The organism is Ruminococcus flavefaciens, assembly GCF_900116855.1.
In the GTDB taxonomy this organism is placed as follows: Bacteria; Bacillota; Clostridia; order Oscillospirales; family Ruminococcaceae; genus Ruminococcus; species Ruminococcus flavefaciens_R.
The window spans coordinates 401,215-421,003 of the sequence record NZ_UETD01000002.1; the positions used below are offsets into that span (position 1 = coordinate 401,215).

General features: G+C 48.4%; 20 protein-coding genes. 8 read left to right on the top strand and 12 right to left on the bottom strand.

The window, feature by feature from the left end; all coding sequences use genetic code 11:
• The first annotated feature begins 133 nt into the window (after positions 1 to 133).
• Entirely contained in the window at positions 134 to 433 is a 300-nt protein-coding gene (locus DSZ37_RS01930) for a metal ABC transporter solute-binding protein, Zn/Mn family (protein WP_109725271.1), read from the top strand.
• Complete coding sequence (locus DSZ37_RS01935) at positions 411 to 725, top strand: hypothetical protein (RefSeq protein ID WP_146198143.1); 315 nt, start codon at positions 411 to 413, stop codon at positions 723 to 725. The genes DSZ37_RS01930 and DSZ37_RS01935 overlap by 23 nt, the downstream gene beginning before the upstream one ends.
• 317 nt (positions 726 to 1,042) lie before the next feature.
• Here DSZ37_RS01935 and DSZ37_RS18190 read toward each other — a convergent pair whose 3' ends face one another.
• Positions 1,043 to 1,261 (bottom strand): zinc-ribbon domain-containing protein, encoded by a 219-nt coding sequence (locus DSZ37_RS18190; RefSeq protein WP_109725273.1) that lies wholly within the window; start codon positions 1,259 to 1,261, stop codon positions 1,043 to 1,045.
• A gap of 154 nt (positions 1,262 to 1,415) precedes the next feature.
• Here DSZ37_RS18190 and DSZ37_RS01945 point away from each other — a divergent pair, with 154 nt between their 5' ends.
• Genes DSZ37_RS01945 through DSZ37_RS01960 form a run of 4 tightly spaced genes read left to right on the top strand, consistent with a single transcriptional unit; the run spans position 1,416 to position 3,837 of the window.
• Complete coding sequence (locus DSZ37_RS01945) at positions 1,416 to 1,931, top strand: flavodoxin (RefSeq protein ID WP_109725274.1); 516 nt, start codon at positions 1,416 to 1,418, stop codon at positions 1,929 to 1,931.
• Positions 1,910 to 2,296 (top strand): nuclear transport factor 2 family protein, encoded by a 387-nt coding sequence (locus tag DSZ37_RS01950; protein WP_109725275.1) that lies wholly within the window; start codon positions 1,910 to 1,912, stop codon positions 2,294 to 2,296. The genes DSZ37_RS01945 and DSZ37_RS01950 overlap by 22 nt, the downstream gene beginning before the upstream one ends.
• Positions 2,297 to 2,305: 9 nt before the next feature.
• On the top strand, positions 2,306 to 3,178 hold the full coding sequence (locus tag DSZ37_RS01955) for a LysR family transcriptional regulator (protein ID WP_109725276.1): 873 nt from the start codon (positions 2,306 to 2,308) through the stop codon (positions 3,176 to 3,178).
• 59 nt (positions 3,179 to 3,237) lie between these two features.
• Entirely contained in the window at positions 3,238 to 3,837 is a 600-nt protein-coding gene (locus DSZ37_RS01960) for a maltose acetyltransferase (protein WP_109725277.1), read from the top strand.
• A 71-nt stretch (positions 3,838 to 3,908) separates the two neighbouring features.
• Here the strand turns inward: DSZ37_RS01960 and DSZ37_RS01965 are convergent, their stop codons facing one another.
• The 5 genes from DSZ37_RS01965 to DSZ37_RS18090 form a co-directional block, all read right to left on the bottom strand.
• Positions 3,909 to 4,874 carry an aldo/keto reductase gene (locus tag DSZ37_RS01965; RefSeq protein ID WP_109725278.1) on the bottom strand — a complete coding sequence of 322 codons (966 nt, stop codon included), beginning with the start codon at positions 4,872 to 4,874 and terminating at the stop codon, positions 3,909 to 3,911.
• 12 nt (positions 4,875 to 4,886) lie between these two features.
• Entirely contained in the window at positions 4,887 to 5,351 is a 465-nt protein-coding gene (locus DSZ37_RS01970; protein ID WP_109725279.1) for a nuclear transport factor 2 family protein, read from the bottom strand.
• A gap of 90 nt (positions 5,352 to 5,441) precedes the next feature.
• On the bottom strand, positions 5,442 to 6,299 hold the full coding sequence (locus DSZ37_RS01975) for an SDR family oxidoreductase (RefSeq protein ID WP_207655902.1): 858 nt from the start codon (positions 6,297 to 6,299) through the stop codon (positions 5,442 to 5,444).
• Between the two features lie 12 nt (positions 6,300 to 6,311).
• Positions 6,312 to 6,545 carry an aldo/keto reductase gene (locus DSZ37_RS01980; protein WP_109725280.1) on the bottom strand — a complete coding sequence of 78 codons (234 nt, stop codon included), beginning with the start codon at positions 6,543 to 6,545 and terminating at the stop codon, positions 6,312 to 6,314.
• Entirely contained in the window at positions 6,521 to 6,649 is a 129-nt protein-coding gene (locus DSZ37_RS18090; RefSeq protein WP_278297857.1) for a hypothetical protein, read from the bottom strand. Before DSZ37_RS18090 ends, DSZ37_RS01980 begins: the two co-directional genes overlap by 25 nt.
• Positions 6,650 to 6,804: 155 nt before the next feature.
• Between DSZ37_RS18090 and DSZ37_RS01985 the strand changes: the two genes are divergently transcribed.
• Together DSZ37_RS01985 and DSZ37_RS01990 are read left to right on the top strand one after the other, a co-directional pair.
• Entirely contained in the window at positions 6,805 to 7,689 is an 885-nt protein-coding gene (locus DSZ37_RS01985) for a LysR family transcriptional regulator (RefSeq protein WP_109725281.1), read from the top strand.
• 343 nt (positions 7,690 to 8,032) lie between these two features.
• On the top strand, positions 8,033 to 8,527 hold the full coding sequence (locus tag DSZ37_RS01990; protein WP_109725282.1) for an SMI1/KNR4 family protein: 495 nt from the start codon (positions 8,033 to 8,035) through the stop codon (positions 8,525 to 8,527).
• Positions 8,528 to 8,682: 155 nt separating this feature from the next.
• On the opposite strand, the gene asnB is transcribed toward DSZ37_RS01990, so the two are convergent.
• From asnB to gltB, 6 genes are all read right to left on the bottom strand, one after another.
• Positions 8,683 to 10,260 carry an asparagine synthase B gene (asnB, locus tag DSZ37_RS01995; protein WP_109725283.1) on the bottom strand — a complete coding sequence of 526 codons (1,578 nt, stop codon included), beginning with the start codon at positions 10,258 to 10,260 and terminating at the stop codon, positions 8,683 to 8,685.
• A gap of 69 nt (positions 10,261 to 10,329) precedes the next feature.
• The gene (gene purF / locus DSZ37_RS02000) at positions 10,330 to 11,751 is read right to left on the bottom strand and encodes an amidophosphoribosyltransferase (protein ID WP_109725284.1); all 1,422 of its coding nucleotides are present in this window, start codon (positions 11,749 to 11,751) and stop codon (positions 10,330 to 10,332) included.
• A gap of 11 nt (positions 11,752 to 11,762) precedes the next feature.
• Positions 11,763 to 12,344, bottom strand: coding sequence for an ANTAR domain-containing response regulator (locus tag DSZ37_RS02005; protein WP_109725285.1), 582 nt, complete (start codon positions 12,342 to 12,344; stop codon positions 11,763 to 11,765).
• Between the two features lie 12 nt (positions 12,345 to 12,356).
• Positions 12,357 to 13,634 carry a glutamine synthetase family protein gene (locus DSZ37_RS02010; RefSeq protein WP_109725286.1) on the bottom strand — a complete coding sequence of 426 codons (1,278 nt, stop codon included), beginning with the start codon at positions 13,632 to 13,634 and terminating at the stop codon, positions 12,357 to 12,359.
• Between the two features lie 11 nt (positions 13,635 to 13,645).
• Positions 13,646 to 15,130 (bottom strand): glutamate synthase subunit beta, encoded by a 1,485-nt coding sequence (locus tag DSZ37_RS02015; RefSeq protein WP_109725287.1) that lies wholly within the window; start codon positions 15,128 to 15,130, stop codon positions 13,646 to 13,648.
• A 3-nt stretch (positions 15,131 to 15,133) separates the two neighbouring features.
• A complete protein-coding gene (gene gltB / locus DSZ37_RS02020; protein ID WP_109725376.1) occupies positions 15,134 to 19,663 on the bottom strand; it encodes a glutamate synthase large subunit in 4,530 nt (1,509 codons plus the stop codon).
• Positions 19,664 to 19,789: the final 126 nt, after the last annotated feature.

Genomic DNA, 19,789 nt, shown 5'->3' on the forward strand with positions numbered 1-19,789 from the left:
TCTTATTTCGCTTAAAGTAGAACTTCTGAATTGAATTTTTCTGACCATATATTATAAACTCTTGTTCTGATATCCCACCTGATATATTACGAACAATTTCGATCTAATTATTCAATTCGGAGGTTCTATCTTTATGTTTAAGAAAAAAATCGGCATTTATGCCTTAACATTCGCTATGGCTGCAATCGGAATGACAGACTGCTCATCGGGCAGTTCTTCAAGCAGCAAGACAGAAGTGACCACACAAGCTGCTAATAAAGCAAGCTCTGAGCCCTTCAGTGTAGTTTGCACTATTTTTCCGAAATATGACTGGGTAAGAGAGATACTCGGTGATCACGCGGACAATGTGGATATATCCTATCTTCTTGACAGCGGCGTTGACCTGCATAACTATCAGCCTAAGTGCAGGTATGGTATACGCACAGGTATATGATATGGTCAATAACGGCGACAACTATCTTGGTAAAACAGTAAAGGCTAAAGGTCCGTTTTCATATTTTCAGGAATCAGACGGCAGAGAATTTTTTGCAGTTATTATCAGTGACGCCACTGCTTGCTGTTCCCAAGGTATAGAATTCGTTCTCGATGGAGACTATTCATATCCTGATGATTATCCTGCCATTGGTACAGAGATTACCGTTGTCGGTAAATTCAACTATTATAAGGAGGGTTTTTATACCTACTGTCAGCTTACGGATGCGACTATGGCGGCTGATGAGACTTAAAACTGTCAGCAGCCGTGTAATAAGTCGAAAAGCTTTATACATATATATATGCCCCAAAAAACAAGCCGCAGGGAGACCTGCGGCTTTGACTTTACGGTTCATCATAGAAATGACATTATTCTATTTTTATCATCATTATCGGTCTTATATTTCCATATAAATCCTCCTATAGTCTCTCCTTCACCTCTGCATACCTTATGTATTGATTTTATTCCTGTTTGTCTTTCAGCTTCCATTGCACTTGAATATTCAGCAATGATTGTTACATCTAATGAATATGTATTACTGACTTCGCCTTTTGATCATTTGCGGGTGCTTTACGACATTTTTGGACAGCCTCCCCCCATTGCTCTGCTATTTACATATGCTTCCCATTCATATCCATTTTGACATATCCACCGGACTTTTTCTGATCCGAGAAGTATCATATTTGGAAGCAAACCTCCATTTTTTATAGGATGCCACTGCTTTGCAAGTTCGGAATTCAGCGTTTTTAGGTCATAAATACCTGCTAACTCCCTATGACCTGAACATATAGGGCATCATCTACGAGACAAACCAAATAGCGTCTCGTTCAGAGATTTTTATATTGATAAGAATAACTTATCTTTATTAGCTGAATTCCAGATTGATTTATCTAAAAAACTATGTTAAACTATAATTACCAAATCAATCATGGAGGTAATCACTATGGCTAATATACTTATGGTTTACTATTCCCGCAAGGGCGAAAACTACTGGAACGGCGGTCTTAAAACTATCACAAAGGGCAATACCGAGCGGGTTGCCGAATTCATTCAGAACGCAGTGGGCGGCGAGCTCTTTGAGGTCGATACGGTAAAACCCTACTCCGAGAGCTACATGACCTGCATCGAGGAGGCAAAACAGGAGCTTCGCAGCAAGGCACGCCCCGAGATCAAGGAATATCCCGACAATTTTGAGGACTACGACACTATCTTTGTGGGCTATCCCAACTGGTGGGGAACGATGCCCATGTGTATGTTCACGCTGCTTGAAAAGTACGACCTGACAGGCAAGACTATCATTCCCTTCTGTACCAATGAGGGCAGTGGTATGGGTTCCAGCGAGCGTGATCTGAAAGCTCTCTGCAAGGGTGCAACTGTCAAGGCTGGGCTTTCGGTTCACGGTGCAGAAGCCGCCGAGAGTGAGAGCAAAGTCGCAGCATGGGCGAAAAAAAACGTATGACCGACAAGAAACAGATCATTCAGCTCTACAATGAGATGTACTCCGCAATGGTGAACAAGGACAAGGCAGAGCTTGAACGTGTCCACGATGACAGCTTTGTGCTTGTTCACATGACGGGTATGCGGCAGAGCAAGCAGGAATATATAAATGCGATCATGAACGGAACGCTTAATTATTATTCTGCCGAACATGAAGATATGCAGGCGGAAATCAAAGGTGACTCCGCTGTGCTGGTAGGCAGAAGCCGTGTTACTGCGGCGGTGTTCGGCGGCGGAAAGCACACATGGCAGTTACAGCTTCGGTTTCAGCTTGTGAAGAAAAACGGCGAATGGCGCTTTGCACTTGCAAGCGCCTCGACCTATTGAGGTGAGATCATGCTGAAACAGATACGCTATTTTCAGTCGGTGGTGCGGCTCGGCAGCTTCACCGCCGCCGCAGAGGAACATTATATCTCCCAGTCGGCAATTTCGCAGCAGATCAAGGCACTGGAGGAAGAACTTGGCGTGACGCTTCTTGAACGCAAAAAGCGCAGCTTCACATTGACACCCGCTGGCGAGTTTTTCTACAAGAAAAGCCTTGTGCTGGTGGCGGATTATGATAACATCGTCCGTGAGCTGCAAAAGGTTTCGGGCAATAGCGGCGAGCTTCTGAAGGTCGGACTGCTCAAGGGCTACAGCGGCAAGGAGTTTAACAGCGCCGTGTCTGAGTTTACAGTGCAGTATCCCGATGTAACGGTGGAGGTCACTCACGGAAATCACGACGCACTTTATGCCCTCCTGCGAAACGGAGAGATCGATATTGTTCTGAATGACCAGCGCAGAGCGTTCTCGGACGAATATGTGAACATCGTTCTCGATATTCGGGAATATTATGTGGAAATATCGGCTAATTCTCCCCTTGCACAGCTTGACGAGGTCGAAATATCAGACCTGAAAAACACGCCTCTGATACTTCTCTCCTCCCCCGACCAGCAGGAAACAGAGCGCAGCTTTTACGCGAATGACTTGGGCTTTCAGAGCGAGATATATTTCACGGAATATATCGACGATGCACTTATGCAGGTCATTCAGGGCAATGGCTTTATGCCCATAGAGGGCAGCGGTGAAGCGGTGCAGACCACTACAAAAGCCTTGCGGCTCCTGCGGAACGGCAAGCCCATCATCAGGCGGTACTGTGCTTTTATGAAAGCTGATAATCCGAAAAAACATACGAATGAGTTTATCGAAATTCTGAAGAAACAATTCTGAGGATCGACACGGATAAGGAGCAAAATAAGGAATACGAAAGCGGCTATGTATATGAGCTTATGGATAAAGGCGGTCCGACAAAAGTGACCGAGCCTTACTTCAAAGAAGCAGTTGATGAAATGATGAGGGCGAGAACGCTGTGTGCAAAGGCAAATGCATTCCTTCCCGATGATACGTCCTATATCGACTATCTGGAGGAACTTTTCGGGCGCAAGCTCAATGATGTCAGGATACTCACACCGTTTACCTGTGATTTCGGAAACCGTGTGAAATTCGGAAAGGGCGTATTTATCAATCACTCTGCTATCCTTTCTGCATCGGGCGGTATCGAGTTCGAGGACGGCGTAATGGCTGCACCGGGACTGAGAATTGCTACGATCAATCACGATATGTACGACCGCCACACCACCTACACCTACGGCAAAGTCACGGTCAGGAAAAATGCTTGGCTCGGTATGGGCTGTACGATCTGTCCGGGCGTGACCATCGGCAAATATGCTGTAGTTGCGGCAGGGGCAGTTGTCACAAAGGACGTTCCCGATTATGCGGTAGTCGGCGGTGTTCCTGCCAAGGTGATCAAAATGCTTGACCCTGAGCAACAGCACAGGAGTTCAGCTCCGATACACAGCAGTCCGTTCGTGACTGGCTTGACGGTTTAGGATTTTAGTGATAATATAAACGGCGGTTCAATAATGAATCGCCGTTTTGTTCTGCTATTTTTTATACTGTTTTAAAATCCTCCAAGCCCACGGTGTCCGTAAACCTTGTGCTTGTTCAGCTTGCTGTCAAGCGCCTTGAATTCCTCGTCTGTAAGCTCCACATCGGCAGCGTTCAGGTTTTCGATGATACGCTCCTTGTTTTTCGAGCCGGGTATCGGCACTACATTCGGGTATTTGTGCAGCATCCACGCAAGGGAGATTTGTGCAGGCGTGGCGTTCTTCTTGTTTGCAAAATCCTTCAGCATTTCCACGATCGGCATATTGCCCTCGATATTCCGACGAGATAACTGCGGCACCCAATTCCGCACATCGTCATTGCGTTCAAACTGCGTTTCGGCGGTTATCTTTCCCGAGAGCAAACCGCTTGCGATGGGTGAAAACGGCACAAAACCGATGTTATGCTCCATGCAGTATGGGATAATTCGGCGCTCGCAGTCACGTTCCACCATTGAGTAGATGTTCTGTATTGCCGTCAGCGGAGTGACGTTTTGTGCTGCGTCTATCACATCAACATCGACCTGAGAAAGTCCCCAGCCACGGATCAGACCGTCATCAATTAGCCTACCCATAGCTTCTGCGATCTTTTCCACAGGCACACCGCCCATTCGGTGCAGATAATAAATATCCACATAGTCGGTTCTGAGTCGGTCAAGTGAGCCTTCAAGGTGTCGGAGAACTTCATCATAAACGCTCTTACGGAAACCCACAGAATGGAGCATCAGCTTTGTGGCAATAACTACATCATCGCGCACATCTTCCAGCGCCTTGCCTACTATCAGTTCATTGTGACCTATCCCTGACAAATTCGGGCTGTATACCTCCGCCGTGTCAAAGAAATTGCAGCCGTGCTGATAAGCGTTCCGTATCGCGTCGATGCTGTACTCCTCGGACGGTATCTTGCCGTAGCCGTGGGAAAACGCCATGCAGCCCATGCCGACTGCGGAAACTTCTATATCTTTCAGTTTTCTTGTTTTCATTATGACTCCTCCTTATCGGTCAGGAGAATTTACGGCGATCCATTCACCGTCACGCTTTTCGTAATAATGCGTGCCTTTCATGCGATATGTTCCTCTTGCACCGTAGGCATTGGCATTCAGCACCGAGGTATAAGTCACACTTGCGGTATCGCCGCTGACCTCGATTTTCGGGCTGTCCATACCGATCGTGAAGTACCGCAGGCTGCCGTCGGCGATGTCTGCAAAGTATTCCTCACGGGTCTGTGTCATACCGCTCATGTGGGTATAGGTCATATCCTCGGAGACAAGCTCACGCATTGTATCAATATCCTCATCGGTCATAGCCTGACAGTATCTCGCCTGTGCGTACAGAACAGAAAGCTGTTCATCGTTCATCGAACCGAGGTCTGCATTTATCAGCTCAACATTTGTCAGTGCTGAAAAGTTGTAATTCTTCATATCATCACCGCTTTCGATCGTGGAAATTTCGGAGTTCATACTTATAGCTGATCGCTCGTCATTTTTTTGCAAGAGGTCAGGCAAAACATTGCTGCGACTAATAGAATAGCTGACTTCATCGTGAAATTCTCATCTGCCGAGGTTAAATTTTTTGTTTTTCAGCGCAGCTATCGTTCCGCCGTCCACCAGCAGGTCTGTGCCAGTCACATAGCTTGCGTCATCGCTGAGCAGGAACGCACCTGCCGCACCTATCTCGTCGGGCGAACCCACACGGCGCATCGGTGTTGCGTCGATCATTCGCTGATAGCCTGCACCATTTGCATTGAACTCGTCATAGGCAAGGGGTGTGACAATAACTCCAGGGCTAATGGTGTTTATCCTTGCACCTCGCTCGCCCCATTCGTGAGCTGCTGAATACTGCACCTGCAAGTGATTTGCCTTTTTTGAAACGATGTAAGCCGTTCCCGAATTGGTGATACGCTCGGGTGACAGGCAGGGCAGGTCTTTCAGCTTATCCGCAGGAGTGGTCATGATCTGATACTCCTCCTCGGCGGAAAGCGGCGGGAACATATAGCCTGTCTGACTGGAGATCAGCAGCCCTGCACCGCCCTTTGCGATGACCTTTCCGAAAGCATCGAGTGCATACTTTGAGCCGATGAGATCAAGGTCGATGATCTTCTCAGGGCTTGCCTGATTGGGCGAATGTCCTGCTGTGTGAATGTAGTATTTCACCTCACCAAGCTCAGCTGCTTTTGCGGCAAAGGCTTCGATGCTCTCTTTACTGTTGGCATCCACCACCATTGTTTCCACCGCATAGCCGTAACCCTGATACTCACGCTTTACTTCATCAAGGCGCTTCTCGCTGATATCACCGAAAAGCAGCGTCATTCCTGCACACACACGGCGCAGGATCGCTGTTCCCATGCTGCCTGCACCAAGCAGAACAGCAACCTTTCTGTTCTCGTTTCTGTCAAATACCATAGCCATAAAAATACCTCCTTAATAGTCCGCAAAGCGTTCGTTTTTATCAATTGCAGTGAGCTGTGCCATTTCGTCAGCACTTAGCTCAAAGTCGAATATCTCGCAGTTTTCCTGAATGTGGTCGGGATTGCTGCTGCCGGGAATTGAGATATTCCCAGCCTGCAAGTGCCACCGCAGAATGATCTGTGCAGAGGTCTTTCCGTGAGCCGCTGCGATTGACGAGATAGTCAGGTCATTGAATAGTGTCTGCATTTTTTCCCGACAGCTTCCTCCGTCGGACCATTGTTCGGTACCATAAATACACCGAAGCCTGTTACGGGAATTGTTGTATTATCGTTGAGTGTAAAATTCGTCATACAGATCACCTCATAAAGATTTCTTTAATACCATTTTATCACATTAATAGTGGTAAGTCTAATAGAAAACTTTAATAACCGATAGAAAAATTAAATTACTCAGTATACCTTTACAAAACAAAATGACTATGCTATAATTGATCCGAGGTGATACCATGACCACAAAGCAGCTTACATATGCCGCCGAGCTTGCACGCACGCAGAATTTCAACCGAGCAGCCGAAAATTTATTTATCTCCCAGCCCACACTGACCTACCAGATACGCCTTTTAGAGGACGAGATCGGCTTTGAGATATTCGCGCGTTCTGGCAAGGGCGCGACCCTCACTCCCGCAGGCGAGCAGTTTATCGTGACGATCAGAAACGTGCTGACAGAGCTGAACAAGGCGATCGAAAACGGACAGAATTTCAGCTCAAAGTACAAGGGCAATATCAATATCTGTATGCCCGTGCGGTCTGCACTTTATTATCTGCCGCAGATCATCATGGAGTTTGCAAAGGTCTATCCCGATATTTCCGTCACGCCGTACTTTATTTATTCGGGCTACTTAGAGCGATTTTTCGCAGGAGAAATGGACGTGACTTTCTCTCTCGAACATCAGATGAAGCGTATCCATGATGTGAAAAAACACCACCTTTTCGACAGCGGCATTTACCTTATCTGCAAGAAGAATGATATGCTATCACGCAAGCGGATTATCCGTGAAAGCGACCTCTCGGGGCGGACACTTATGGTGGGCAATACCTCGCCGCCCGAACTGAAAGCTGTGCAGCAGCGTCTCATCGCAGGGGGCAATATCAGCTATTTCAACAGTCCCGACCACAACACCACGCTGACAAATGTAGCGTCCGAGCGTGGCATCTGCCTGTCACCGGGTTTCCTCAACGACCATACGGGAGAGTTTGTGTGGATACCTTTTGACTGTCAGGAGAAAATGCCCTGTGCCCTTTATACCCACAAATCCGAGAGCCGAAAGTTCGTGCTGGATTTTGTAAAAATGGTTCAAGATAAATATAAAGACGATCCGCTTGATGTATGACGATTTATTTTTTCTATCTGCTATTAAATATTTCAATTAGACTTACCTCTGCTCTGTATGCTACAATAGAAGTAGCAAATTAGAACGGAGGTATTTTTATGAAACACTTTATTTCTTTGGTACTTGCAGGTGTGATGACCGCTGAATTCAAGCGTTACGTCAAGGACCGCTTTTCTACCTGCGCAACCGTAAACAGTCTCGACGAACTTTTTGAGTGTGATACACACATTCTATTAGCATTTTACTGAAAGTCGGCATTGTTTTTTCATGATCTGTATGGTATAATAAAAACTGAGGGAACTTTGTCTATTACTCTTAATACATTTTCAAGGAGAAATCTATTATGTTTACGGAAGAAATTGAAATCATGAAATTACTATCTGAAAAATACTCTGATGATATTCGTATCTTCTTTAAATCGCCAAAAAGCATTGATGAAATAATAAGCTTTGAAAAGGAAACCGGTATCAGACTCCCTGATGAACTCAGAGAATTATACAAGCTGACAAATGGATTTGACAGCAATATAGCATACATGAATCTATGGAGCCTTGAAACTATCAAAAAACATTTCAATGAGGGATATAATGATTGGATCGAGGAGGGTGACAGTGATAAATACATCGTGTTAGGGTCTGATGGCTCATGTGGGTATTTACTGATGGAAATTGCCACAGGTAATTATCTCAGCTATGGTGATGAAGGTGAAGTTATGCCTATTGATTCCATAAAGGATCTGTTGTGTTGGAATATAGATCATATATACGATAGTGTACGCGATTTTGAAGGAGATGATAAAGTGAATAATTACCTTGAACGAAATGCAGATAGATTATAATGATATTTACAAGCAGTGGAACGATTCGTCGCTCCGCTCTATAAGCATACAATTGAGTTTATTGAAATACAGAAAAGCCTGAAAGCAATTAGTTTGCTTTCAGGCTTTTTTCAGCTTTTATCATCAAAGGGCGTCCTTTCGGAACTCCCTTATTATCACATTCCGCTCTCTCCGTAGTTCGAGAGTACACGGGCTGACGGGTCGTTTACGTTGCAGCCTTCCCACTCCTTGTTCGGCATCCAGAAGTCCGCGATCATTTCGCTGTTATCCTTATAGTATTTCTCGAATATCTCGCGGTACAGCAGTGACTCCTTTGTAAACGGTCTTGCATGATCGTATTTCGTACACAGAAGCTCATATTCCTCATCTGAGTAATAATCCTCTGCATATTCTTTAAGATGATCCACCATTGAATGTCCCACGGCATCGGAAAATGCAGCCTTTTCACGGTAAAGGATATCATGCGGCAGATAGTCTCCCTCAAAGGCATGGCGCAGCAGATACTTGCCCTTGTTATACTTGTTCAGCTTCATTTCGGGGTCAACTGCCATGACATATTTCACGAAGTCAAGGTCACCGAAAGGAACTCTTGCTTCAAGGGAATTTACGGAGATACACCTGTCCGCACGGAGAACATCGTACATATGGAGCTCGCGGACACGCTTCACTGACTCTGCCTGAAAAGCCTCTGCTGAGGGAGCAAAATCAGTGTACTTATAGCCGAAAAGCTCGTCGGATATCTCGCCTGTGAGAAGAACACGGATATCGGTCTGTTCGTGTATAGCCTTACAGAGCAGATACATTCCCATACTTGCACGGATAGTGGTGATGTCATAGGTCCCGAGGAGGTGGATAACGTCCTCAAGGGCAGCTATCACATCGTCCTTGGTGATGATCACCTCTGTATGCTCACTTCCTATGTAGTCAGCCACCTGCTTTGCGTATTTCAGGTCGATAGCGTCGGTATTCATTCCTATAGCAAAGGTGCGTATCGGCTTATCCATTTCGCGCTGAGCAATAGCGCAGACCAGTGAGGAGTCCAGTCCGCCAGACAGCAGAAAGCCCACCTTTGCGTCTGCGTCAAGGCGTTTCCTGACGCCTGACACAAGCTTATCATGGATATTTTTGCAGACAGTCTCAATATCATCGTGAATTACACTGTCAACGGCAGTTATATCACAGTAACAGCAGAACTGACCGTCCTTGTAGTAATGACCCGGCGGAAAGGGCTTTATTTTATTGCACACCTTCACGAGGTTCTTAGCTTCACTGGCAAATACAATGGTTTCGCCGTCATAGCCGTAATACAGGGGACGAATACCTATGGGGTCACGGGCAGCTATAAACGTGCGCTGCTCGCTGTCATATATGATGCAGGCAAATTCAGCGTCCAGCATCGCAAACATATCCATGCCGTATTCTCTGTACATGGGCAGCAGTATCTCGCAGTCGCTGTCACTGCGGAAGCTGCAGCCCTTTGCGATAAGCTCCTCCCGTATTTTTTTGAAGCCGTATATCTCGCCGTTGCATACAGCGTAATTACCGTCAAGCTCAAAGGGCTGCATCCCCTCGGGAGTCAGTCCCATTATGGAAAGGCGCTGAAAGCCCAGAACGCCGTCTTTCAGGTCAATTATCCTCTCGTCGTCGGGACCTCTTGACACAGTAGCCGTAAGTCCCTCCGAAACCTTCTGCATACCGCAGTCCTTGCCGCAGTATCCCATTATCGTACACATTTTCTATTCCTCCGAATTATTGTAATATTAAGAGCCTGTATCCCCATTGATACAAGCCCTTTGAAAATGTCACCCATGTATTTTTTCGTCAAATTTGTTCTTGCTGCCTGCTCCCGTCGTATCAACGGGGTAATCACCTGTGAAGCAGCCGCAGCAATAGCCGCACTTCTTATCTATGAGCTCGCCAAGGGCGTTAATTGGCAGATACGCCAGTGAATCCGCGCCAATGTACTCCGCTATCTCCTCAGTCGAATGGCACCTGCCTGCAATGAGATTTTCCTCGGAGTCTATATCCGTACCGAAATAGCAGGAGTGCAGAAAGGGCGGAGATGATATGCGGACGTGTACCTCTTTCGCACCTGCATCTCGAAGAAGCTTCACTATTCTCGCACTTGTGGTGCCTCTCACAATAGAGTCATCTATCATTATGACACGCTTTCCCGCAACGCTCTCACGGACCGCATTGAGCTTAATCTTAACGGCATTTTCGCGCTGAGCCTGCTGGGGCTGTATAAAGCTCCTGCCGATGTATTTGTTCTTGATGAAGCCGATACCGTAAGGGATACCGCTTTCATTTGCATAGCCCAGAGCCGCATCAAGTCCCGAATCCGGAACGCCGATGACTATGTCCGCATCCACGGGACTGTGCTTAGCGAGGAGCTCCCCTGCTTTGAGCCTTGCGTGGTGAACGGATACGCCCTCAATTACAGAATCGGGACGGGCAAAATAGATATACTCGAATATGCAGATATTCTGCTTTTTACCGCAGTTGGTATCTATTGAGCGCAGACCGTCCTTTCCGATGACCACTATCTCCCCTGCCCTGACATCGCGGACGAACTCCGCTCCCACAGTCTCAAGGGCGCAGGACTCGGAAGCAACAACATAGGCTCCGTCGTGAGCTCTGCCGATACACAGCGGACGGAATCCGTCGGGGTCACGGAAGGCAATGAGCTTGGTGGCAGTCATAAGTATGCAGGAATATGCTCCCCTGAGACGGGGCATCGCACGCTCCACTGCCTCCTCAGTAGAGTGGCAGTTAAGGCGCTCACGCACTATCTCATAGGCTATCGCCTCAGTGTCGGATGTGCCGTGGAATATCGCACCCGACATCTCGAATGAACGTCTAAGCTCCGCCGCATTGACCAGATTGCCGTTATGGACAAGAGCCATATTTCCCTTGATATGGCGGATAACAAGGGGCTGGATATTGTTGGGATTATGCCCTCCCGTAGTGGAATAGCGGACGTGTCCCACAGCTATATTGCCCTTTCCCAGCTTGTCGAGCTCCTCACGGCTGAACACCTCCGATACAAGACCGTCAGCCCTTTTGTGCCTGAAAACTCCGTCGTCGCAGACCGCAATGCCGCAGCTCTCCTGACCGCGGTGCTGGAGCGCGTACAGTCCGAAATATGCCGAGGAAGCGGTATCACCGCGGCTGTCTTCATATATGCCGAAAACTCCGCATTCCTCATGTATGGAATCAAACATTTTTACACCTCTTACAGATACTGCTCGTTTATCCTGTCAATCAGTTCAAGAGCCGCAATGCTTTTCTTCTTGCGCTTGTTCATGGCGTACTGCTCCAGATATGCGTGAGCCTCAGCCTCCGTCATTTCCTTGTACTCCATGAGCAGGAACTTTGCCTTGTCGATAGTCTGTATCTCTCTTATCTTCTCCTCGAGACGGAGGTTCTCGCTGTACAGCTTCAGAGAGCGTGTCACAGCAATATCCAGCGTCTTTAACAGCTGATAAAGGAGAGTCCTGCTGAAGGGCTTGCCCACGATGATTATACCGCATTTTTCGGCGCGGTCATTAATCTTTTCGATGTGCTCTTCCTTTATCATAAAGATACAGTTTGCGGCTGTTTTTTCGATTATGTACTCCGCAAGCTCAAAGCCAGATTCGTCCATCAGGGGTGAGTTTATGACAGCCAGCTCCACAGAGGGCTCACTGTCGAGATAAGTCTTTGCCTGATAAGCCGATTCCACCAGCTTTGGCGTACATCGGAACGAGTCACGGATAAATTTTACGAGAGCTTCAGAGGCGCTTTTATTGCTTGATATTACAAGTACCTTTTCCAAAGCCGACCTCCGTTATAAACTGTAAAAATACTTCTGATCTTCAAAAGCTTCCTTGTCATAGGCGGTGGAATACTCCTTCCACTCAGTCCTGCTGTATGATATGAGAGTTTCAAGGATATTCTCAGGAATGTATTTTCTGATGAAGTCCGAGCCCTCAGCACAGTCCGCCGCATCTTCAAGCGATACGGGCAGCCTGCCCCTGCTTTCTTTTTCCGCAGGGAGCTGCGCCTTTCCGGATATGCCCTCCAGAGCAGCATATATCATAAGTCCAAGCACAAAGTAGGGGTTGCACACACAGTCAGCCGCTCTCAGCTCCACAGCAGTCTCATCGCTGTCAGGATTCATTCTTATGAGCTGCGAGCCCTCATCGGAAGCCCAGAGTATATCTCGCGGAGCTGTGAACTCTCCCAGTCTTTCATAGGAATTAACAGTAGAATTGGTAAACAGCGTAAAGTCACGGATATGCTCCATTATGCCTGCTGCTGCGCTTTTCAGCTCATCGCCTGTTCCTGTGCTGCGCTCCTCGAGAAAGTCGCTGTCGGGGAAGATATTGAAGCTGATGTGCATACCGTTTCCGCAGTCTGTTCGCAGCGGCTTTGGCATGAAGCTTGCATGGACACCGTGAGTCTCTGCCACGGATTTCACCGCAGACTTGAAGCTGAGAAATGTATCCGCGGCTTTAAGTGCCGATGAAGCGTTGAAATCTATCTCATGCTGACCGCAGCCGCTCTCGTGACGGGATGATACAGGGTGTATGCCCATCTGCTCCAGCGTCAGACAAACATCGCGGCGGATATTCTCTCCCTTGTCATCGGGAGCTGTATCGCAGTAGCCTGCGTTATCGTGAGGTATCTTTGTAGGGATTCCATTCTCGTCATTTCTGAAAAGTGTGAACTCGCAGGACGTTCCGAAGCGGAAGCAGTAGCCTGCGGAAACTGCGGCTTTCATGGCTTTTTTCAGGAAATATCTTCCGTCACCCTCAAAAGGAGTGCCGTCCTTATAGCGGATATAGCAGAACATTCTGATAACTCTGCCCTGCTGAGGTCTCCACGGCAAGACCATCATTGTTTTTGCATCGGGGAAAAGATAAAGGTCCTTTCCGTCAGCGACTTCAAAGCCTGATATCTTCTTTGCGGTTATCCTTGCTCCGTTTTCAAAAGTAACAGCGAGCTCGGAAGAAAGTATTGAGATGTTTTTAAGTCTGCCGTGCAGGTCACAGAAGGTCAGCTTCACGAACTTGACATCGTTTTCCTCAATATACTGTAGTATTTCATTTTCCGAATATATCATTTCGTCCTCCGTTAAAGATTTGTATAGCCCATAAGGTATCTGTCCGTCTCTGCGGCAGCGTCCCTGCCTTCACGGATAGCTCTTACCACAAGAGACTGTCCGATATGCATATCGCCTGCGGTAAATACCTTGGGAATGTTTGTGGCATGACTGCCTGTTTCGGTCTTTATGTTTGTACGCCGGTCAAGCTCTGCCCCGAAAGCCTCGGCAACATAGCTCTGACATCCGAGGAAGCCTGCGGCAATAAGACAAAGCTCACAGGGAAGTATCTCCTCGCTGCCCTCTATCTCCTTTAGCACCTTTCTTCCGCTTTTCTCATCTGTGACAAATTCAAGCTTTACCGTCTTAACTGCGGTAAGAGCGCCCTTGTCGTCCTTGATGAACTCCTTTACAGTGGTAGTATAAATTCTCGGGTCGTGACCGAACACAGCTATGGCTTCCTCCTGACCGTAGTCCGTCTTGCAAACTCTCGGCCACTGAGGCCACGGATTGCTTTCCGCTCTCTCATCGGGGAGCTTAGGCATCATTTCCAGCTGTGTCACTGACTTACAGCCGTGACGGACAGCTGTTCCCACGCAGTCATTTCCCGTATCACCGCCGCCGATTATTACAACATTTTTATCCTTTGCGGAAATGGCTTTGCCGTCTGTAAGGTTGGAATCCAGCAGGCTCTTTGTGGTTGCCTTCAGGAAGTCCACAGCAAAGTAAATGCCCTCTGCCTCCCTGCCATCAGCCTTTATATCACGGGGATTTGATGAGCCGCAGGCAAGTATCACAGCGTCAAAGTTCTTCATTATCTCATCGGCGGACACATCTGCTCCCACATTGGCATTGGTGATGAAATTCACGCCCTCAGCTGCCATAAGTTCTGTGCGGCGCTCAATGATATGCTTTTCAAGCTTCATGTTCGGTATACCGTACATGAGAAGTCCGCCTGCACGGTCGGAGCGCTCGTAAACCGTTACACTGTGACCGCGCTTGTTGAGAGTATCTGCGGCGGCAAGTCCCGAGGGACCCGAACCGATAACAGCTACCCTTTTTCCGCTGCGGACCTTTGGTATCTGCGGCTCCATAAGTCCGTTTTCAAAGCCGTATTCAATGATGGAGCGCTCATTCTCCCTGACAGTCACGGGAGAGCTGTCAAGTCCGCAGGTGCAGGCTTTTTCACAGAGCGCAGGGCAGACCCTTGATGTGAACTCGGGAAAGTTATTGGTCATCAGCAGTCGGCTGAGAGCCTGTTCCCTCTGCCCGTGATAAAGCAGGTCGTTCCACTCGGGAATGAGGTTATTAAGCGGACAGCCCGAGATCATTCCGCAGAGCATTTTTCCGTTCTGACAGAAGGGCACACCGCAGTCCATACATCTTGCCGCCTGTTCGCATCTCTGCTCCTCACTGAGAGGGATATGGAACTCGTTAAAGTCCTTTATGCGTTCAAGAGGCTCTTTTGCAGTTGTTTCAACTCTTGTATATTCAAGAAATCCTGTTGCCTTTCCCATGGCTCACGCCTCCTTTCTCAGAAGCTCAAAGGCTTCTATCTCAGCTTGTTCATAGGGAACTCCCGACTTTTCAAGTGCCTTGACAGTAGTTTGTATCTTCGCATAATCGTGTGGGATTATTTTCTTGAACTTTGAAATATAGCTTTCAAAGTCAGCAAGGATAGTCTTTGCCTTTTCCGAGCCGGTTGCCTCGGCATGTTCTTCGATGATGGTTTTCAGCTCAGCGATATCCTCCTCAGCTGTAACAGCTTCGAGAGAGACAAGAGCCTTGTTGAGACGGGTATACAGATCGTGCTCCTCATCGAGAACATAAGCGATACCGCCCGACATTCCCGCAGCGAAATTCTTGCCCGTTCTGCCGAGGATAACAGCACGTCCGCCTGTCATGTATTCGCAGCCGTGATCGCCTGTGCCCTCGCATACAGCGATAGCACCCGAGTTTCTCACGCAGAAGCGCTCACCTGCGACGCCGTTTATAAAGGCTTTTCCCGAGGTCGCACCGTAGAGTGCCACATTGCCGACGATTATATTTTCATCGGGTCTGAACGCGGAATTTTTCGGTGGATAAAGCACAAGCTTTCCGCCCGAGAGTCCCTTGCCGAAATAGTCATTGCTGTCGCCGCAGAGCTCCAGAGTAAGTCCCTTTGGAATAAATGCGCCGAAGGACTGTCCGCCGCTGCCGCTGCATTTTACTGTGAATGTATCGTCAGAGAGAGCATTCTCGCCGTGGATACGGGTGATCTCAGCGCCTGTTAGAGTTCCCACGGAGCGGTCTGTGTTCACCACATCTATGGAGATAGTTTTAGCGTAGCCGCTTTTCAGCGAGCTTCCCAGCTTCTTCATTATAACACGGCGGTCTATGGTGCTGTCAAGAGCAAAATCGTAAATATCATCAGCGTCGAAGTGCTGCTTGCTTTCCGAAGCAGAAACGCCCAGTACAGCCGAGAAGTCGATACCGTGAGTATCCTTTTTCGGCACGAGCAGATCAGTGCGTCCCACAAGCTCGTCCACAGTGCGTATGCCCAGCTTTGCCATATACTCGCGGAGCTCCTGTGCAATGAAGTGCATGAAGTTCACGATATATTCGGGCTTGCCGCGGAAGCGCTTTCTGAGCTCGGGGTTCTGTGTGGCGATACCCATAGGACAGGTATCAAGATTGCACACTCTCATCATTACACAGCCCATTGTAACAAGCGGAGCAGTTGCGAATCCGAACTCCTCAGCTCCGAGGAGTGCCGCAACGAGAACGTCTCTTCCTGTCATGAGCTTTCCGTCGGTCTCTATGCGGACTCTCGAGCGCAGACCGTTGAGCATAAGTGTCTGGTGAGCCTCAGCAAGTCCCAGCTCCCACGGAAGTCCTGCATTGTAAATTGAGCTTCTGGGAGCAGCGCCTGTTCCGCCGTCATAACCCGAAATGAGTATTACCTGTGCTCCTGCCTTGGCAACACCTGCCGCGACAGTTCCAACGCCTGCCTCGGAGACAAGCTTTACGGAGATACGCGCCTTGTCGTTGGCATTTTTCAGGTCATAGATGAGCTGTGCCAGATCCTCAATGGAGTAGATATCATGATGTGGAGGAGGAGATATAAGTCCGACTCCTGCGGTGGAATGACGAGTCTTGGCGATCCACGGATAGACCTTTCCCGAAGGCAGATGTCCACCCTCACCGGGTTTAGCGCCCTGCGCCATTTTTATCTGTATCTCCTGAGCCGAAACAAGGTATTCGCTTGTTACGCCAAATCGTCCCGAAGCTACCTGCTTGATGGCTGAGCAACGGTCGGATTTCAGCCTTTCGGGGCTTTCACCGCCCTCGCCGCTGTTGGACTTTCCTCCGATACGGTTCATAGCCACAGCCATGCATTCATGAGCTTCCTGCGAAATAGAGCCGTAGGACATTGCTCCCGTCTTGAAACGAGTGCAGATACTTTCCACAGACTCGACCTCGTCAATAGGAATGCCGCCCTTTTCATCAAATCTGATGTCGAGGAGACTTCTCAGCGTCAGCTCGTTGTCCTCAAGGGTGAGACACTCGCTGTACTTCTTGAATGTGTCATAGCTGCCTGTCATTGCAGCCTGCTGAAGCAGATGTATAGTCTCGGGCGTGTAAAGATGCTCAGACTTGCCGCTGCGGAGCTTATGGCTGCCTGCGCTGCCGATACTGTCGTTGACGGTAAGTCCCAGCGGATCAAATGCTGCTGTGTGGAGCTTTTCTGTGCGGCGGCTTATATCTGCAAGACCTATGCCGCCGATACGGCTGACAGTTCCTGAAAAATACCTGTCGATCAGCTCCTTTGAAACACCTACGGCTTCAAAGAGTTTGCTGCCCTGATAGGACTGGATAGTGGAAATGCCCATTTTAGACGCTATCTTAACGATACCGTGGAGAATAGCTGAATTATAGTCGTCCTCGGCTGCATAGAAGTCCTTGTCAAGAGTTCCCTCATCAATGAGCGAGCGGATAGTTTCATGAGCGAGATAGGGATTTACCGCACAGGCTCCGTAGCCCAGAAGCGCCGCAAAATGGTGTACCTCTCTCGGCTCTGCGGACTCCAGTATCATTGCCACAGCAGTGCGCTTTTTAGTGGAGACAAGGTGCTGCTGGAGAGCTGAAACTGCAAGGAGCGAGGGAATAGGACAGTGGAACTCGTCCACACCGCGGTCGGAGAGAATGAGTATGGTCGCACCGTCGCGGTAAGCTTTGTCTGCCTCGATGAAAAGCCTTTCTATTGCCTTTTCAAAAGGTGTACCGATATAATAGGTTATAGGTATAACAGCGCTTTTCAGCCCATCTGAGCTGAGAGCCTTTATCTTCAGCATATCAGTTTCCGTGAGAATGGGGTTCTCGATCTTGAGAACATGGCAGTTCTCGGGACGCTCCTCAAGGAGGTTTCCGTCCTTGCCGATGTATACGCTCGTATCTGTAACGATCTCCTCACGGATAGCGTCAAAGGGAGGATTTGTTACCTGTGCAAAGAGCTGGCGGAAATAGTTGAAAAGCGGCGGAGACTGCTTGTCCAGCGGCGGCAGAGGGATATCGCTTCCCATGGAAGCAATGGGCTCTGCGCCTTTTTCAGCCATTGGCAGTATAGATGTGCGGATATCCTCATATGCATAGCCGAAAGCCTTCTGAAGCTTTGCAAGCTCCTCTCCCGAATAGGTCTGCACGCCCTTGTTCGGGATATGCAGATCGTGAAGACGTACCAGATTTGCATCCAGCCACTCGCCGTAGGGCTGTCTGAGTGCATAAGCAGACTTTATCTCGTCGTCCTCGATGATGCGTCCCTGAGTTGTGTCTGCAAGGAGCATCTTTCCGGGGCGGAGTCGGTCTTTCTTAACTATCTTGTCCGCAGGGATATCGATACATCCTGTCTCTGAGGAGAGAATGAGATATCCGTCACTTGTTACGCAGTAACGAGACGGACGCAGACCATTTCTGTCGAGGACAGCTCCCATGACCTCGCCGTCCGAGAAGATTATAGACGCAGGACCGTCCCAAGGCTCCATCATAGTTGCGTAATACTGATAAAGATCGTATTTGGAGCGAGAGATGGTCTTGTCGTTCTTCCACGGCTCGGGAATTGTTATCATTACTGCCAGCGGCAGGGGCATTCCCGACATCACCATGAATTCGAGAGCGTTGTCCAGCCTTGCGGAGTCTGAGCCGTTCACATTTATGGCTGGAAGTATCTTGTACATATCATTTTTCAGAGCCTCGCAGGTCATGCTCTCCTCACGGGCAAGCATCTTATCCGCATTGCCTGTTATGGTGTTTATCTCGCCGTTGTGGACAATGAAACGGTTCGGGTGAGCTTTCTGCCAGCTGGGGTTTGTATTTGTGGAAAAACGGGAATGCACCATAGCGATTGCGGAGGTAAAATCCTCACTCTGGAGATCTGTGTAGAAGCGTCTCAGCTCATCAACCAGAAACATTCCCTTATATACTATAGTACGCGAGGAAAGTGAGCAGACGTATGTATTCTCATCGGACTGCTCAAACTCCCGTCTTGCTATAAAAAGCTTACGGTCGAAATCAAGCCCCTTGGGACATCCCTCGGGACGCTTCACAAAAGCCTGCATGATATAAGGCATACTTTCAAGTGCCTTATGTCCGAGGATATCAGCCGATACAGGTACAGTACGCCAGCATATGAGCTTCAAGCCGTTCTTCTTTGCTATAAGCTCGAAAAGCTTCATAGCCTGTCCGCGCTTCATCTCGCTCTGCGGGAAGAAGAACATTCCCACACCGAAATCACCTTTGCCGCCGATATCGTATCCCAGCTCTGAAGTCTTACTTATAAAGAAGTTATAGGGCATCTGCACCAGTATACCGACACCGTCGCCTGTTTTGCCCTCGGCATCCTTGCCAGCACGGTGCTCAAGCTTTTCGACGATGGTGAGAGCACTGTCCACAACGTATCTGGACTGCTCTCCCCTGATATTCACTACCGCACCTATGCCGCAGTTATCATGTTCAAATCGCGGGTCATAGAGTCCCTGCTGCTCATACGGAGCTTCCTCTCTGAATAAATCCATATCCTTCACTTGCCTTTCCGATGCAGAGCGCCTTTGATCTGCACCGATAAAATAAAAAAGACGCCCGGGCAGACAGATAGTCTGCTCAAACGTCTTTGTTCCTGCATCTATATTAGCACGTCAAAG

What these genes read in the sequence shown, in the direction of transcription:
- DSZ37_RS01930 (WP_109725271.1), top strand. Translation starts at nt 134, where the DNA reads ATGTTTAAGAAAAAAATCGGCATTTATGCCTTAACATTCGCTATGGCT.
- DSZ37_RS01935 (WP_146198143.1), top strand. Translation starts at nt 411, where the DNA reads ATGGTATACGCACAGGTATATGATATGGTCAATAACGGCGACAACTAT.
- DSZ37_RS01945 (WP_109725274.1), top strand. Translation starts at nt 1,416, where the DNA reads ATGGCTAATATACTTATGGTTTACTATTCCCGCAAGGGCGAAAACTAC.
- DSZ37_RS01950 (WP_109725275.1), top strand. Translation starts at nt 1,910, where the DNA reads ATGGGCGAAAAAAAACGTATGACCGACAAGAAACAGATCATTCAGCTC.
- DSZ37_RS01955 (WP_109725276.1), top strand. Translation starts at nt 2,306, where the DNA reads ATGCTGAAACAGATACGCTATTTTCAGTCGGTGGTGCGGCTCGGCAGC.
- DSZ37_RS01960 (WP_109725277.1), top strand. Translation starts at nt 3,238, where the DNA reads ATGGATAAAGGCGGTCCGACAAAAGTGACCGAGCCTTACTTCAAAGAA.
- DSZ37_RS01965 (WP_109725278.1), bottom strand. Translation starts at nt 4,874, where the DNA reads ATGAAAACAAGAAAACTGAAAGATATAGAAGTTTCCGCAGTCGGCATG.
- DSZ37_RS01970 (WP_109725279.1), bottom strand. Translation starts at nt 5,351, where the DNA reads ATGAACTCCGAAATTTCCACGATCGAAAGCGGTGATGATATGAAGAAT.
- DSZ37_RS01975 (WP_207655902.1), bottom strand. Translation starts at nt 6,299, where the DNA reads ATGGCTATGGTATTTGACAGAAACGAGAACAGAAAGGTTGCTGTTCTG.
- DSZ37_RS01980 (WP_109725280.1), bottom strand. Translation starts at nt 6,545, where the DNA reads ATGCAGACACTATTCAATGACCTGACTATCTCGTCAATCGCAGCGGCT.
- DSZ37_RS18090 (WP_278297857.1), bottom strand. Translation starts at nt 6,649, where the DNA reads ATGACGAATTTTACACTCAACGATAATACAACAATTCCCGTAACAGGC.
- DSZ37_RS01985 (WP_109725281.1), top strand. Translation starts at nt 6,805, where the DNA reads ATGACCACAAAGCAGCTTACATATGCCGCCGAGCTTGCACGCACGCAG.
- DSZ37_RS01990 (WP_109725282.1), top strand. Translation starts at nt 8,033, where the DNA reads ATGTTTACGGAAGAAATTGAAATCATGAAATTACTATCTGAAAAATAC.
- asnB (WP_109725283.1), bottom strand. Translation starts at nt 10,260, where the DNA reads ATGTGTACGATAATGGGATACTGCGGCAAGGACTGCGGTATGCAGAAG.
- purF (WP_109725284.1), bottom strand. Translation starts at nt 11,751, where the DNA reads ATGTTTGATTCCATACATGAGGAATGCGGAGTTTTCGGCATATATGAA.
- DSZ37_RS02010 (WP_109725286.1), bottom strand. Translation starts at nt 13,634, where the DNA reads ATGATATATTCGGAAAATGAAATACTACAGTATATTGAGGAAAACGAT.
- DSZ37_RS02015 (WP_109725287.1), bottom strand. Translation starts at nt 15,130, where the DNA reads ATGGGAAAGGCAACAGGATTTCTTGAATATACAAGAGTTGAAACAACT.
- gltB (WP_109725376.1), bottom strand. Translation starts at nt 19,663, where the DNA reads ATGGATTTATTCAGAGAGGAAGCTCCGTATGAGCAGCAGGGACTCTAT.